The 13,090-nt window shown below is 71.8% G+C and carries 13 protein-coding genes; 6 read left to right on the top strand and 7 right to left on the bottom strand.

Annotated features, from left to right (window positions below):
- Positions 1–53: 53 nt before the first annotated feature.
- The gene (locus tag RBJ65_RS36310; protein ID WP_306319836.1) at positions 54–1,295 is read right to left on the bottom strand and encodes a cytochrome P450; all 1,242 of its coding nucleotides are present in this window, start codon (positions 1,293–1,295) and stop codon (positions 54–56) included.
- Positions 1,296–1,393: 98 nt separating this feature from the next.
- The gene (locus tag RBJ65_RS36305) at positions 1,394–2,254 is read right to left on the bottom strand and encodes an SDR family oxidoreductase (RefSeq protein WP_306319837.1); all 861 of its coding nucleotides are present in this window, start codon (positions 2,252–2,254) and stop codon (positions 1,394–1,396) included.
- 83 nt (positions 2,255–2,337) lie between these two features.
- Here RBJ65_RS36305 and RBJ65_RS36300 point away from each other — a divergent pair, with 83 nt between their 5' ends.
- Positions 2,338–2,961 (top strand): helix-turn-helix domain-containing protein, encoded by a 624-nt coding sequence (locus tag RBJ65_RS36300; protein ID WP_306319838.1) that lies wholly within the window; start codon positions 2,338–2,340, stop codon positions 2,959–2,961.
- A 7-nt stretch (positions 2,962–2,968) separates the two neighbouring features.
- Here the strand turns inward: RBJ65_RS36300 and RBJ65_RS36295 are convergent, their stop codons facing one another.
- Complete coding sequence (locus tag RBJ65_RS36295) at positions 2,969–4,000, bottom strand: SMP-30/gluconolactonase/LRE family protein (protein ID WP_306319839.1); 1,032 nt, start codon at positions 3,998–4,000, stop codon at positions 2,969–2,971.
- Positions 4,001–4,147: 147 nt separating this feature from the next.
- On the bottom strand, positions 4,148–5,212 hold the full coding sequence (locus tag RBJ65_RS36290) for an SDR family NAD(P)-dependent oxidoreductase (protein ID WP_306319840.1): 1,065 nt from the start codon (positions 5,210–5,212) through the stop codon (positions 4,148–4,150).
- Between the two features lie 157 nt (positions 5,213–5,369).
- Here RBJ65_RS36290 and RBJ65_RS36285 point away from each other — a divergent pair, with 157 nt between their 5' ends.
- The gene (locus RBJ65_RS36285) at positions 5,370–7,178 is read left to right on the top strand and encodes an NAD(P)/FAD-dependent oxidoreductase (RefSeq protein WP_306319841.1); all 1,809 of its coding nucleotides are present in this window, start codon (positions 5,370–5,372) and stop codon (positions 7,176–7,178) included.
- A gap of 43 nt (positions 7,179–7,221) precedes the next feature.
- Here the strand turns inward: RBJ65_RS36285 and RBJ65_RS36280 are convergent, their stop codons facing one another.
- Both RBJ65_RS36280 and RBJ65_RS36275 read right to left on the bottom strand, forming a co-directional pair.
- Positions 7,222–8,064, bottom strand: coding sequence for an endonuclease/exonuclease/phosphatase family protein (locus RBJ65_RS36280; RefSeq protein ID WP_306319842.1), 843 nt, complete (start codon positions 8,062–8,064; stop codon positions 7,222–7,224).
- A 44-nt stretch (positions 8,065–8,108) separates the two neighbouring features.
- Positions 8,109–8,561 carry an Lrp/AsnC family transcriptional regulator gene (locus RBJ65_RS36275; protein WP_306319843.1) on the bottom strand — a complete coding sequence of 151 codons (453 nt, stop codon included), beginning with the start codon at positions 8,559–8,561 and terminating at the stop codon, positions 8,109–8,111.
- A gap of 118 nt (positions 8,562–8,679) precedes the next feature.
- Here RBJ65_RS36275 and RBJ65_RS36270 point away from each other — a divergent pair, with 118 nt between their 5' ends.
- Both RBJ65_RS36270 and RBJ65_RS36265 read left to right on the top strand, forming a co-directional pair.
- Entirely contained in the window at positions 8,680–9,294 is a 615-nt protein-coding gene (locus RBJ65_RS36270; protein WP_306319844.1) for a LysE family translocator, read from the top strand.
- 19 nt (positions 9,295–9,313) lie between these two features.
- On the top strand, positions 9,314–9,811 hold the full coding sequence (locus RBJ65_RS36265) for a GNAT family N-acetyltransferase (RefSeq protein WP_306319845.1): 498 nt from the start codon (positions 9,314–9,316) through the stop codon (positions 9,809–9,811).
- A 6-nt stretch (positions 9,812–9,817) separates the two neighbouring features.
- On the opposite strand, the gene RBJ65_RS36260 is transcribed toward RBJ65_RS36265, so the two are convergent.
- Positions 9,818–10,999, bottom strand: a complete 1,182-nt coding sequence (locus RBJ65_RS36260) for an acyl-CoA dehydrogenase family protein (protein ID WP_306319846.1) — start codon at positions 10,997–10,999, stop codon at positions 9,818–9,820.
- 166 nt (positions 11,000–11,165) lie between these two features.
- On the opposite strand from RBJ65_RS36260, the gene RBJ65_RS36255 reads away from it, so the two are divergent.
- Together RBJ65_RS36255 and RBJ65_RS36250 are read left to right on the top strand one after the other, a co-directional pair.
- Entirely contained in the window at positions 11,166–12,377 is a 1,212-nt protein-coding gene (locus RBJ65_RS36255) for a CaiB/BaiF CoA-transferase family protein (RefSeq protein WP_306319847.1), read from the top strand.
- 36 nt (positions 12,378–12,413) lie between these two features.
- Complete coding sequence (locus RBJ65_RS36250) at positions 12,414–13,076, top strand: GntR family transcriptional regulator (protein WP_306319848.1); 663 nt, start codon at positions 12,414–12,416, stop codon at positions 13,074–13,076.
- Positions 13,077–13,090: the final 14 nt, after the last annotated feature.

Below are 13,090 nucleotides of genomic sequence, written 5' to 3'. Positions count from 1 at the left end.
GGTGCCGAGGGTGGGGCGCGCCGGGGGAGCCCCACCTTTCGGTGTGTCTGGCGCTACACGGTGCCGCCCGGCCTCAGGCGCACCGGGAGCGCGGTGTGGCCGTTGCTGATGAGGGTGGGGTACGGGGCCAACTCGGCCGCCGGGATGGCGAGTTCGAGGTCCGGGAAGCGGTCGAAGAGCAGCCGCAGGGCGGTCTCGACCTCCAGGCGGGCGAGCGGGGCGCCGAGGCAGAAGTGCACGCCGTAACCGAACGCGAGGTGTTCCTTGGAGGGGCGGGTGGCGTCGAAGGCGTCCGCGGTGTCGCCGTGCAGATCCGGGTGGCGGTTGGCGGCGGCGAACGAGGCGAGGATCGGCTCACCCTTCCTGATCACCTGGCCGTCGGGCAGCGGGATGTCCTGGAGCGGGTAGCGCAGCGGCAGGTGCTTCACGGCGGGTTCGTGGCGCAGGGTCTCCTCGACGATGTCGTGCCATGTGCAGCGGCCGGAGCGGACGTGGGCCAGCTGCTCCGGGTCGGTGAGGGGGGCGGTGACCGCCTGGTCGATGACGTTCACGGTCGTCTCGTAACCGGCGCTGATCATGAGGAGCAGCGTGTCGCGCAGTTCGTCGTCGGAGAGGGTGCCGCCGTCGCCCTCGTCGTCGTGGGTGGCGATGAGCAGGGACGTCATGTCGTCCTCGGGGTGGGCCTGTTTGGCCGCGATCAGTTCGCCCAGCAGCTCGTAGACGGCGGCCGTGTTCTTGGCGGCCTCGTCGGCGGACAGGGTGGTGGCGAAGATCCGGTCCACCATCGTGCGGAACTGGCCGCGCTGCGCCTGAGGCACCCCCATCAGGCGGCTGACCACGGCGATCGGCAACGGGTACGCCAAGTGCTCGCGCAGGTCGACCACTTCGCCGGCCGGGAGTGCGTCCAGCGGGTCGAGGATGCCGGTGACGAGTTCCTCGATGTCGGCCTGTAACGCGGTGATGCGGCGGGCCGAGAAGGCGGGGGCGATCATGCGGCGCAGGCGGCGGTGGTCGCTGCCGTAGGCCGTGAACATGTTGTCGACGGCCACCCACAGGGCCAGCGGCCAGGTGGTGAGCGCGTCCTCGTAGCCCGGCCAGTGGGCGCGGGCGTTCTTGGATATGTGCGGGCTGGTGAGGAGTTGCTTGAGGAGGCTGGGATCCGAGACGGACCAGGCGGTGACGCCGAGGACGTCCACGCGGGTGGCCGCGCCGCGCGAGCGGAGGGCCTGGTGTTCGGCGTGGTGGTCGGAGGCGGTGGGGTCCAGGACGAGTACGGGGTCCTGCCGGTCGGGCATGACGGCTCCTTGGCGTGGGCGTGTGCTCGACGTGAGCCTCCTCCCGAGGGGCAGCGGGCGTCCAGGGGGCGTCTCGGGTCCGGGCGCGGGAGCCGGTCCTACGACGCGGGGCGCTGCCCCGGACCCCGCTGCTCAAACGCCGCAGGGGCTTGATGCGGCCGGGTTGCCACCACTCCGCCGTCGACCAACAGGTCCGTGCCGGTGATGAAGGAGGCGGACGGGGAGAGGAGGAACGACGTGGCCTCGGCGATGTCGTTCGGGGTGCCGGGGCGGGCCGCGGGGGAGGTCTCGATCATGGAGCGCATGGGCGAGCCGTGCTCACCGGCCAGTTCGGCGCGGCCCATCCGGGTGGAGATGACGCCGGGGCTGACGGAGTTGATCCGCGCGCCGCGCGCTCCCCACGCCCGCGCCGCGGCTTGTACGCGCAGGTGGTTGGCGCGCTTCGCGAGGGCGTAGGCGGCGCCGGGGTCGGACAGGGCGTCGGGGCGCAGGAACGGCAGGGAGAGCAGCTCGTCCGTGGGCGTGGAGCGCAGCGCGGACTCCACCTCGGGCGGCAGCGGCGCCATGTGCCCCGCCATCGACGCGATGACCACACCCGCACCGCCCGCCGCGACGACCGCGCCGAACTCCTCCAGGACCAGCGCCACCCCCAGCAGATCCACGGCCAGCACGGCCGCCGTCGGCGCCTGCACCGGGGACAGGCCCGCCGTGTGCGCGACCCGCGTCACCGGACCCAGCGCCGCGGCGGCCCGCGCGAGGTGCGCGACGGACGCCCGCTCGGAGACATCCACCCGCACCGGGGTGACGTCGTAGCCGTCGGCCGTCAGCTCGTCGGCCGCGGATGCCAGCAGCTCCTCGTCGAAATCGGCCGCGACCAGCTGCGCCCCCGAGCCCTGACGGCGGGCGATCTCCCGCCCCATCCCGCCGACCCCGATGACGACGACCACAGGCTTGGACATGAGTTCTTCTCCTTGTCGATGAGGTGGATGATGACGTTGATGATGCGGATCGGGTCCCTGACGTGCTGCATTACGCTGCCAAGGTGACGAACCCCTCCGAACCCGACCAGCCCGGCCGGCCCGACCAGCCGGACCAGCCCGACCGGGCCGACCGGCCCCGCCCGGCCAACCAGGGCCGCCGTGTCGCCGCCCGCAACCGGGCCGCGCTCATCGCGGCCGCCCGGGAGGTATTCGCCGAGCACGGCCTGAACGCGCCGCTGTCCTCGGTCGCGCGGCGGGCCGGGGTCGGCCAGGGGAGTCTGTACCGGCACTTCGCCGACCGGGTGGCCCTCGCCTCGGCCGTGCTCGACGAGAACGTACGGCAGATCGAACGGGCCGCCGCCGAGCCGGACGCGAGCCTCACGTCCGTGCTCGGCGTCGTCACCTGGCACATCACCCGGTCCACCGCCTTCGTCGACCTGCTGCGTGTGCGCGGCAACGACGAGCAGGGGCGCGAGCTGTCCGCGCGGGTGCGCGCGGTGCTCGACGGGTACGAGAGCGCCGGACGCGGGCTCGGCGCCGACGAGTTGATGCTCGCCATCGCGATGGTGTCCGGCGCCGTCGCGGGCCCCACCCTCGCCGAGCGGGAGCGCCTGGCGCGCGCCGCCTGGGGGCTGCTCGGCATCGAGGTGGGGCCACTGCGGTCCATCGAGCTCGTCGACGAGTGAACGGGCGTCAGCCCCCGTTCGACAGCCGGATGCCCTTGGCGAGCGCGTCGAACTTGTAGACGTAGCCGCCCTTCGGACCGCTGACCGTCATGTACGCCGCCGTACCGCCCGGCTTGATCGCTACGTTGGTGGCGGACTGCAGCCCCTTCGCCTCCTTCGCCGGCACCTCCACCGTGCCGAGACGCTCCCCGTACTTGCTGAAGACGGCCATGGCGGGGCGCCCGTGCAGCGCCTGGTACAGATTTCCGTCGGCGTCCACGGCGATGGAGTCGGTCTGCGCGACACCGCCGTTGACGTGGATGGCCTCGTGCCGCGTGGTGACCGCGGTCTTCTTGGCGTCGAGGAGCAGGTACGAGACGGTGTCCTTGGCCAGCTCGCTGATCCACAGCCCCTTCTGCTCCGGGTCGAGCATGACGCCGTTGGGATGCGCGAGCTCGTCCGCCAGGACGGTGGCCTTCTCACCGTCGCGGTCGATCCGCACGATGCGGCCCTCGGCCTCGCCCGTCTTCATGCCGTGCAGATCACTGACGTACAGATTGCCGTCGTCGTCGAAGGCGATGTCGTCCGGGTTCATCGGGGAGCCGTCGACGTCACCGGAGAAGAACGTCCGCGGGTCCGAACCGTCCTGCTCGACGCTGAGCACGTCGCCCGACTGGTACTCCGTCAGATACACGCGCCCGTCGTGCGGACTGATCTGCGCGGAGGTGTACGCGCCCTTCTTGTCGGTGTAGACACCCTTGTGCTTCCCGGTGCGCACATCCACCGAAATCAACTTCGGCTCCCCGGCCGGCGCCGTGACATCCACGACCCGCAGGTCACCGTCCTCACCGAGGACGGGCCCTTCGAGGAGCGTCATGCCAGTGGCTTCGTGGGGGCTGGTGACGTGGGAGACCTGGGTGGCCCGGATGGTGCGCTCCTCCCCGGAAGCCGGGGCGGACCGCCCGTCCGAGCTGTCGGCGCTCTGCGTCCCACACCCGGCGAGGCCGAGGAGACCGACGGTGGCGGTGAGGGCAGTGAGGGTGTGCGTCCTGGTGGGCATATGGGTGTGCATTCCTTCGTGTTGGGGGGATAGGAGGGCCGGTCTTTCAAGCCCCCGCGGCGGGTGGGCATTTCAAGCCCCTGCGGCGATTGAGCAGCGGGGTCCGGGGCAGCGCCCCGCGACGTCGACCACGGTCGACCCGAGCGATCACGCCACCGACCAACCCCCGTCCGACGGCAACACCACCCCGTTCAGGTTCACCGCATCCCGGCTCAGCAAAAACGTGACGGACGCCGCCAACTCCTCCGCCCGCGCGATCCCCGGTATCGCCACCCGCATCCTCGCGGTCCGCGCGGAGCCGTACACCGCCCCGGCCGGCACCTCGATCCCCGTGGCCACCGCCCCCGGCGCCACCGCGTTGACCTGCACCCCCGTACCCGAATACTGGTACGCCGAAGACTTCGTCAGCCCCACCAGCGCGTGCTTCGACGTCGTGTACGCCGCCCCGGCCGCCGACCCCCGCAGCGCCGCCTCGGACACGATGTTCACGATCCGGCCGCCGCCCGCCGCGAGCATCCCCGGCACCACGGCACGCATCAGCCGCATCGGCCCGTCGACGTTGATGCGCATGACGCGCTCCCAGATCTTGTCGTCGACCTCGTGCACGGCGGCGTCGTCGTCCATCACGCCCGCCACGTTCGCCAGCGCGTCCACCCGGCCGCCCGCCGCGCCGACGATCGCCTCGGCGGCGGCCGGCTCGGTGATGTCGGCGGTGACCGGAACCAGCGGCTCGCCCAACTCGCCCGCCAGGTCGGCGAGTTTGTCGCCGGACACGTCGACGGCGACGACCCGGCCACCCTCACGTACGACACGCGAGGCGACGGCCCGGCCGATGCCGGAGGCGGCGCCGGTGACCACGACGGTCTGCCCGGCGAAGCGCCCGGAGGTGACCTGCTCGGTCCACGGCTCGGGGGTCCCGATCTCGATGCCCGGGTCCGTGGTGGCGGTGGCCGTGGTGGCGGTCGCCGGGGGAGCGGTCGGCAGCCCCTCCGGGACCTCGCCCGTCTCGGCCGCGGTGACCAGCGCGTCCACCAACTCCGCGGGGAACTTCCCGCCGGACATCGCCACGATCTGCTCGAGCGGCAGCCCCAGCGCGGGCGCCAGGGCCTCCTCGCTCTGCCCCTGCGAGGCCAGCATGCCGCGCAGGAGCTGCCCGGCGGCGGGATTCGCGAGCCAGTCGCGCAGCGGAGAGGCGGGGGTGAGGTTCGACATCGCGGGCCTTTCAAGTCGAGTCGCTGCATGGGGCGGCCGCACCGGACCCCTACCGGACAGTGTTGTCCGGTTGTTGGGTTACGGTACCGGTGACCGCGCGGAAGTCCCAGGGCGGGCACCCCTTCCGCCGCACACCCCCACGAGAGGAAGCCGCCGCATGACGAACCTGCCGCAGTGCGCCACGACCCCCACCCCGCAGGAGACGGCGGCCCTGCGCGAGCGCTACCGCGCCGAGCGCGAGCGCCGCGTCCGCCCCGATGCCACGGCCCAATACCGTTCCACCACCGCGGAGTTCGGCTACTTCGCCGCCGACCCGTACACGGACGGGACGACCGCCGAGCGGGAGCCGCTGAGTGACACGGTGGACGTCGCGGTCGTCGGCGGCGGCTTCGGCGGGATCCTGGCGGGCGCGCGGCTGCGGCAGCGGGGCGTCGCGAAGGTGCGGGTCGTCGAGCAGGGCGGCGACTTCGGCGGCACCTGGTACTGGAACCGCTACCCCGGCATCCACTGCGACATCGAGTCGCACGTCTACCTGCCGATGCTGGACGAGACCGGTTACGTACCCGAGTGGAAGTACGCTCCGGGCGACGAGATCCGGCGGCACGCCGTGCGGATCGCCGAGCGCTTCGACCTCTACGAGGACGCGCTCTTCTCCACCACCGTCACCGCCCTCGACTGGGACGACGACGCCCACCGGTGGCTGGTCACGACCGACCGCGGCGACGCGTTCCACGCCACGTACGTCGTCACCGCCACCGGCACCCTCTCCGAGCCCAAGCTGCCCGGCATCCCCGGCATCGAGGACTTCAAGGGGCACACCTTCCACACCTCGCGCTGGGACTACGGCTACACCGGCGGCGGCCCCGACGGCGGCATGACGGGCCTCGCCGACAAGCGGGTCGGCGTCGTCGGCACCGGCGCCACCGGCGTGCAGGCCATCCCGAAACTGGCCGAGGACGCCCAGCAGTTGTACGTGTTCCAGCGCACGCCTTCCGCCGTGGACGTCCGCGGCCAGCGGCGCACGTCCGCGGCGGACGTCGGCGCCGAACAGCCCGGCTGGGCGGCCGAGCGACGCGAGAACTTCCTGCGGATCGTCTCCGGCGAGGACGCCGAGCGGGACCTGGTCGCCGACCGGTGGACGGAGTCCGCGGGCCTGCTCGAAAAGCTGCTGCCGAGCTTCCGCCGGGACGGCGAACCGGACTTCGAGGCCGCGTACGAGGCCGCCGACCACGCCACGATGAACCGGATACGCGACCGTGTCGCCGCCGAGGTCACCGACCCCGGTACCGCCGAGGCCCTCAAGCCCTGGTACCGCTACGCCTGCAAGCGGCCCACCTTCTCCGACCTGTACCTGCCCGCCTTCAACCGGCCGAGCGTGACGCTCGTCGACACCGCGGACACCCATGGCATCGAGCGGATGACATCACGCGGGGTCGTCGTGGGCGGGGTGGAGTACGAGATCGACTGCCTGATCTTCGCGACCGGCTTCTCGGTCGGCGTCTCGGGAGTCACCTCGGGGAAGCTGCCCGTCACGGGCCGGGACGGGCTCCAACTCCTGGACTCCCTCGCCCGGTTCGGCCCGCGCACGCTGCACGGGTTCACCAGCACCGGCTTCCCGAACCTGATCCAGCTCGGCCCGATGCAGAACGCCTCCAGCGTCAACTTCAGCCACATCCTCGACGAACAGGCCACCCACGCCGCCGCCCTCGTCACGGCCGCCGAGAAGGCCGACGCCGTCCTGGAGCCGACCCCCGAGGCGGTCGCCGGCTGGCGCGCCACCTGCGCCGAGAACGCCCCCGACCACGAGTGGTTCCACGCCGAGTGCACCCCCGGCTACTACAACCGCGAGGGCAAGGGCCGCCCCAACGGGCCGAACGCCTACCCGCACGGCGCGGTCGCCTTCCACGAACTGCTGCGCCGCTGGCGGGAGGAGAGCGTGGCGGAGGTGCTGCGCGCCAAGGGGTGAGCCGTGAGTGGGGGGTGGGGGGCGGACGGGCCCGGGGGCTCGGCTACGTCCGTTCCACGTCCGCCATGAACTGGTGGTGGTCCGAGAACTCGCTGTGGTGCACGGCGTGTTCGCGGGCGGTGTGGCCGCGCAGGAAGACGTAGTCGAACTTGCTGCTCCAGTCCGTCGTCGTCGCGCAGCCGAGGGCGGGGGCCGGGTGGCAGTCGGGGTCGGCGTCCTTGGCGAGGCGCCACATGGGGGCGAGTTCGGGGGCGTCCGGCACGGCGTTGAAGTCGCCCAGCGCGATGGTGTGTTCGTGCCGGGCCACCTCCTTCGCGAAGACCTTGATCTGTCGCTCGCGGACCGACTCCTGGCTGAACTGGGCGAGGTGCGTGTTGAAGACGCGCGTGGGGCGGCCCGCGACCGCGGTGGTCACGGCCAGGTAGCCGCGGTCCTCCGAGCCGCCGTCGGGGTACTCGGTCGTGACGGGGTCGGTGATCGGCGCCGCCGAGAGGATCGCCTGGCCGTACCCGCCGGGGCTCCACGGCAGGCCGCCGCACCGGCCCCAGTCGCGCAGCACCGACCCGTACTCGACGTGGTAGTCGAGCCCGTAGAAGGTGCGCAGCTGGCGCCGGATCTCCTCGACGTCCCGCACGCACGCCTCTTGCAGGGCGACGACCTGCGGCGCGTACGTGGCGATGTCGGCGGCCCGGCCCGGGTTCTGGCCGCTGCCGCAGGGATTGCAGAGGTTCCACGTCATGACCCGGTCGGGCACGATGTCCCGGGCGGCGTCCGCGGGCAGCGGGAGCGGGTCGGACACGAGGGGGCCGCTGGGGGCGCTCGGCCCGATGAGCAGCGCGCAGGCCGCGGCCGCGGCGACCGCGCCCCACCATCTGCGTCGTCCCAACTCCGGTACCTCCTCCGGCAGATCCTGTCATCGGACGGCCGATGTCAGTCGGGCAACGGTCGATCCGCGACGACATTCTTCATCACGAGCGTCGAGTTGAGGCGCTGCACCCCGGGCAGGCGGGCGATCTGCTCGTCGTAGAGCCGCTGGAAGGCGGTCAGGTCGGCGGCCGCGACGCGCAGCAGATAGTCGGGGTCGCCGAACAGGCGCTGCGCCTGCAGCACATGGGGCAGCGCGGCCACCGCCTCCTCGAAGGACGCGACCGTGTCCCGGTCCTCCCAGCCCAGGGTGACGAAGACGAGCGCCTCGAAGTCCAGGCCCACGGCCGACGGGTCGACGACGGCGCGGTACCCGCGGATCGCGCCCGCCCGTTCGAGGTCGCGCAGGCGGCGATGGCAGGGCGAGACGCTGAGCTGCACGCGCGCGGCCAGCTCGGTGATGGTGAGGCGGCCGTCCAGCTGCAGCTCGGTAAGAATTTTCCGGTCCATGGCGTCCATGGAGAACATTCTCCCTCGGTCGGCCCGATCCTGGGGTAAATGAGGGAACACCTTCGGGCGAATCCGGCCTAGCCTTCCCCACGTACAACTGCACGTGAGAAAGGCCCGGCACACACACATGGACACGACCACACTGGCGGCATTCCTGGCGGTGGACCTTCTGCTGGTGTTCACACCGGGCGCGGACTGGGCGTACGCGATATCGGCAGGGCTGCGGGACCGCTCGGTGGTGCCGGCGGTGGCGGGGCTGCTGGCGGGGTACGTGGGGTACACGCTGCTCGCGGTGGCGGGGCTCGCGGTGCTGGTGGCGAGTTCGGCGACGCTGCTCACGGTGCTGACGGTGGCGGGGGCCGGTTACCTGGTGTGGCTCGGCGTCGGTGTGCTCCGCAAGCCCGCCGTGCTGACGGCCGACGAGGAGCCGGCGGGCGCCTCCCGCCGCCAGGTCATGCTCAAGGGCATCGGCATCAGCGGCCTCAACCCCAAGGCCCTGCTGCTGTACCTCTCCCTCTTCCCGCAGTTCATCCACCCCGCGACCGGCTGGCCGGTGGCGGCACAGACCGGCGTCCTCGGCACCCTCCACATGGCCGCCTGCGCCGTCGTCTACCTGAGCGTCGGCGTACTGGCCCGCACCGTCCTGAAGACACGACCGTCGGCGGCGCGGGTCGTGACGCGGATCTCCGGGGTCATGATGATCGCGATCGGTGGTTTCCTGTTGACGGAACAGATTCTGTAGCCGACCCCAAGGACCCCGCGTGAACGCCGAGTTGGAAGAGAACCGGGCCGCCCGCATCCGCCTGCTGCCGCTGCGCGTCGAGCACGCCGAGGAGATGGTGGACGTGCTCGCCGACCCGTCCCTGCACACCTTCATCGGCGGCACCCCCGACACGGTCGAGGAACTGCGGGCGCGCTACCGGCGGATGGTCGCGGGATCGCCCGAGCCCGGAGTCCGATGGCTGAACTGGGTGGTCCAACTCCGCGCCGAGGCACGGCTGGTGGGCGCCGTGCAGGCGACTGTCACGGGCGACATCGCGGAGGTCGCCTGGGTGGTGGGGGCCCGGTGGCAGGGGCGCGGCATCGCGACAGAGGCCGCGCGGGAGCTTGTCGCGTGGCTCAAGGGGCAGGGGATCGGGCAGTTCGTCGCCCACATTCACCCCGAACACCACGCCTCCGCCGTCGTCGCCACCGCGTGCGGGCTTACGCCCACCGACGAGTGGCACGACGGCGAAGTGACGTGGCGGTCGCGTGGTTGACGGGGGTCAGCGGAAGGCCGGGAGGCCGGTCAGGGTTTTGCCGATGACCAGGGAGTGGACCTCGCTCGTGCCTTCGTACGTCAGCACCGATTCAAGGTTGTTGGCGTGGCGCAGGACCGGGTATTCGAGGGTGATGCCGTTGGCGCCGAGGATGGTGCGGCACTCGCGGGCGATCTGGATGGCCTCGCGTACATTGTTGAGCTTGCCCACGCTGATCTGCTCCGGCGTGCCGCGGCCCTCGTCCTTGAGGCGGCCGAGGCGCAGCGCGAGGAGCATGCCCTTGTCGAGTTCGAGGGTCATGTCGGCGAGCTTCTGCTGCGTCAACTGGTAAGACGCCAGCGGGCGTTCGAAGACCGTGCGGTCGCCGGCGTAGGAGATCGCCGCCTCCAGGCAGTCGCGGGCCGCGCCGAGCGCGCCGAAGACGATGCCGAAGCGGGCCTCGTTGAGGCAGCCGAGCGGGCCGGAGAGGCCGCGGGCGTTCGGGAGCATCGCGTCGGCGGGGAGGCGGACGTCCTCCAGGACCAGCTCGCTGGTGACGCTCGCGCGCAGCGACAGCTTGCGCTTGATCTCGGGCGCCGAGAAACCGGGCGTACCGGCCGGGACCAGGAAGCCGCGCACCCCCTCCTCCGTGCGGGCCCACACCACGGCGACGTCCGCCACCGAACCGTTCGTGATCCACATCTTGGCGCCGTTGAGCACCCAGTCCGCACCGTCGCGCTTCGCGTTCGTCCGCATCGAGCCCGGGTCCGAACCCGCGTCCGGCTCGGTCAGGCCGAAGCAGCCGATCTTCTCGCCCGCCGCCATCCCCGGCAGCCACTGCTGCTTCTGCTCCTCGGAGCCGTACTTCCAGACCGCGTACATCGCGAGCGAACCCTGCACGGACACCAGGCTGCGCAGCCCCGAGTCGACCGCCTCCAGCTCCATGCAGGCGAGGCCGTACGAGACGGCGCTGGTGCCCGCACACCCGTAACCCTCCAGGTGCATGCCGAGCACGCCGAGCCCGCCCAGTTCGCGGGCGAGCTCACGGGCCGGGATGGAGCCGCTCTCGAACCACTCCGCGACCTTCGGGCGCAGCTCGCGCTCGCCCATGGTGCGCACCGTGTCCCGGATGGCGCGCTCCTCCTCGCTCAACATTCCGTCGATGTCGACAAGGTCGAAGGGGTGGAGGGGAGTTGAAGACGACGGCATCGCGGCCTCCTTGGCTGCTGACAGATCCGTGAGGGGACGCTAGGGTGCGGACACGGATGCGGATATCGGATTTTGGATCCAACTTCTTGAAGTCCTCGGATCGTAGCCGCACGCCCACCGCTTGCCAAGGTTCACCTGGCCAAGGTTCCACAAGGAGAACAGCCGTATGCCGACGCCGACCACAAGGCCCGACTCCCAAGGAGCCCTCGCGGGGCTCGTCGTCGCCGACTTCGGCCGGGTCCTCGCGGCCCCGTACCTCACGATGCTCCTCGCCGACCTCGGTGCCGAGGTCATCAAGGTCGAGCGCCCCGGCGTCGGCGACGAGACCCGCTCCTGGGGGCCGCCCTTCGCCGACGGCGAGGCCACCTACTTCCTCGGCGTCAACCGCAACAAGCGCTCCGTCGCCCTCGACCTCACCGAAGACTCCGGCCGCGAGGCCGCCCGCGCCATCGCCGCCCGCGCCGACGTCCTCATCGAGAACTTCCGCCCCGGCACGATGGACCGGCTCGGCCTCGGCTACGACGAGTTGAAGGAGCTGAACCCCGGGCTCGTGTACTGCTCCGTCACCGGATTCGGCGCGGCCGAAGGCGCCGCGCTGCCCGGCTACGACCTGCTGGTGCAGGCCATGGGCGGACTGATGAGCGTCACCGGTGAGCCGGGCGGTCAGGGCACGAAGGCCGGTGTCGCGCTCGTCGACGTCATCACGGGCCTGCACGCAGGGCTCGGCGTCATGGCCGCGCTGCGGCACCGCGAGGCCACCGGCGAGGGCCAGAAGGTCGAGGTCTCGCTCCTCACCTCACTCCTCTCCGCGCTCACCAACCAGGCATCGGCGCACGTCGCCGGGGGAGTGGTGCCACAGGCGATGGGCAACAAACACCCCAGCATCGCCCCGTACGAGGTGCTGGACGCCAAGGACCGTCCGCTGGCGCTCGCCGTCGGCAACGACCGCCAATTCGGCGCCCTGTGCGCCGAGCTGGGTGTCCCGGGCCTCGCCGCCGACCCGCGCTTCGCGAGCAACACCGCCCGCGTCGCCCACCGCGAGGAACTCCTCGCCGAACTCACCGCGCGGCTGCGCGAGCGCGGCGCCGACGAGTGGTTCGAGACACTGACCGCCGTCGGCGTGCCCTGCGGACCCATCAACGACCTCGGCGAGGCCTTCGCGTTCGCCCAGCGCCTCGGCCTCGACACCCGCGTACACATCGACGACCCGAACCGGGACACCCCCGCCGCCCAGGTCGCCAACCCGATCCGGCTCAGCGCCGCCCCCGCCGCGTATGCCACCGCGCCGCCGCGCCTCGGCGAACACACCGGGCAGATCCTCGCCGAGCTGGGGCTTTCCGGCGAAGCCGCGGCGGGCGATGTCAGTGCGGCTCCGTAGGATGACCCACACCAGTCACGAGGAACAGGAGCCGCCATGACCACCCCCGCGAACCGGCGGCGGCCCCCCACGGCGCAGCAGTTCGTCCTCGAAGAGCTGCGCCGGGCCATCACCAGCGGGGAGATCAAGCCCGGCATGCCGATCCGGCAGGACGCGCTCGCCGAGCAGTTGGGCGTCAGCCGCGTCCCGCTGCGCGAGGCGCTGAAGACCCTCGAAGGCCAGTCCCTCGTCGTGCACCACGCCCACCGCGGCTACTTCGTCGCCGAGCTCTCGCTCGCCGAGCTGCGCGAGGTGTACCGCATCCGGGAGATCCTGGAGGCGGAGGCCGTACGACAGGCGATGAGCGCGGGCGACGGCTCCGTGCTCGACGCTCTCGAAGAGGCCCAGCGGGAGGTGGAGGCGCAGGCCGCGGCGGCGGACGTCGCGGCGATGGCGGCGGCCAACCGCCGCTTCCACTTCGTCCTCTTCGAGGCATCCGGCATGCACCGCCTCGTACGCCTCATCGCGACCCTGTGGGACGCCACCGACGCCTACCGCTCCCTCTACTACGCGGACTCCACCAGCCGTACGCATGTCGTCGGCGAACACCGGGCGGTGCTCATCGCGCTGCGCGACGGGCGCACGGAGGACGCGGTGCGGATGCTGGACGAGCACCGGGAGCACGCGGTGGTGGCGCTGGAGGGACTGCTGGGCGGGTAGCCGTAACCACGTAA

Source organism: Streptomyces sp. KL109B (assembly GCF_030766935.1).
GTDB lineage: Bacteria > Actinomycetota > Actinomycetes > Streptomycetales > Streptomycetaceae > Streptomyces.
This window is presented reverse-complemented; position numbering and strand designations above follow the sequence as displayed.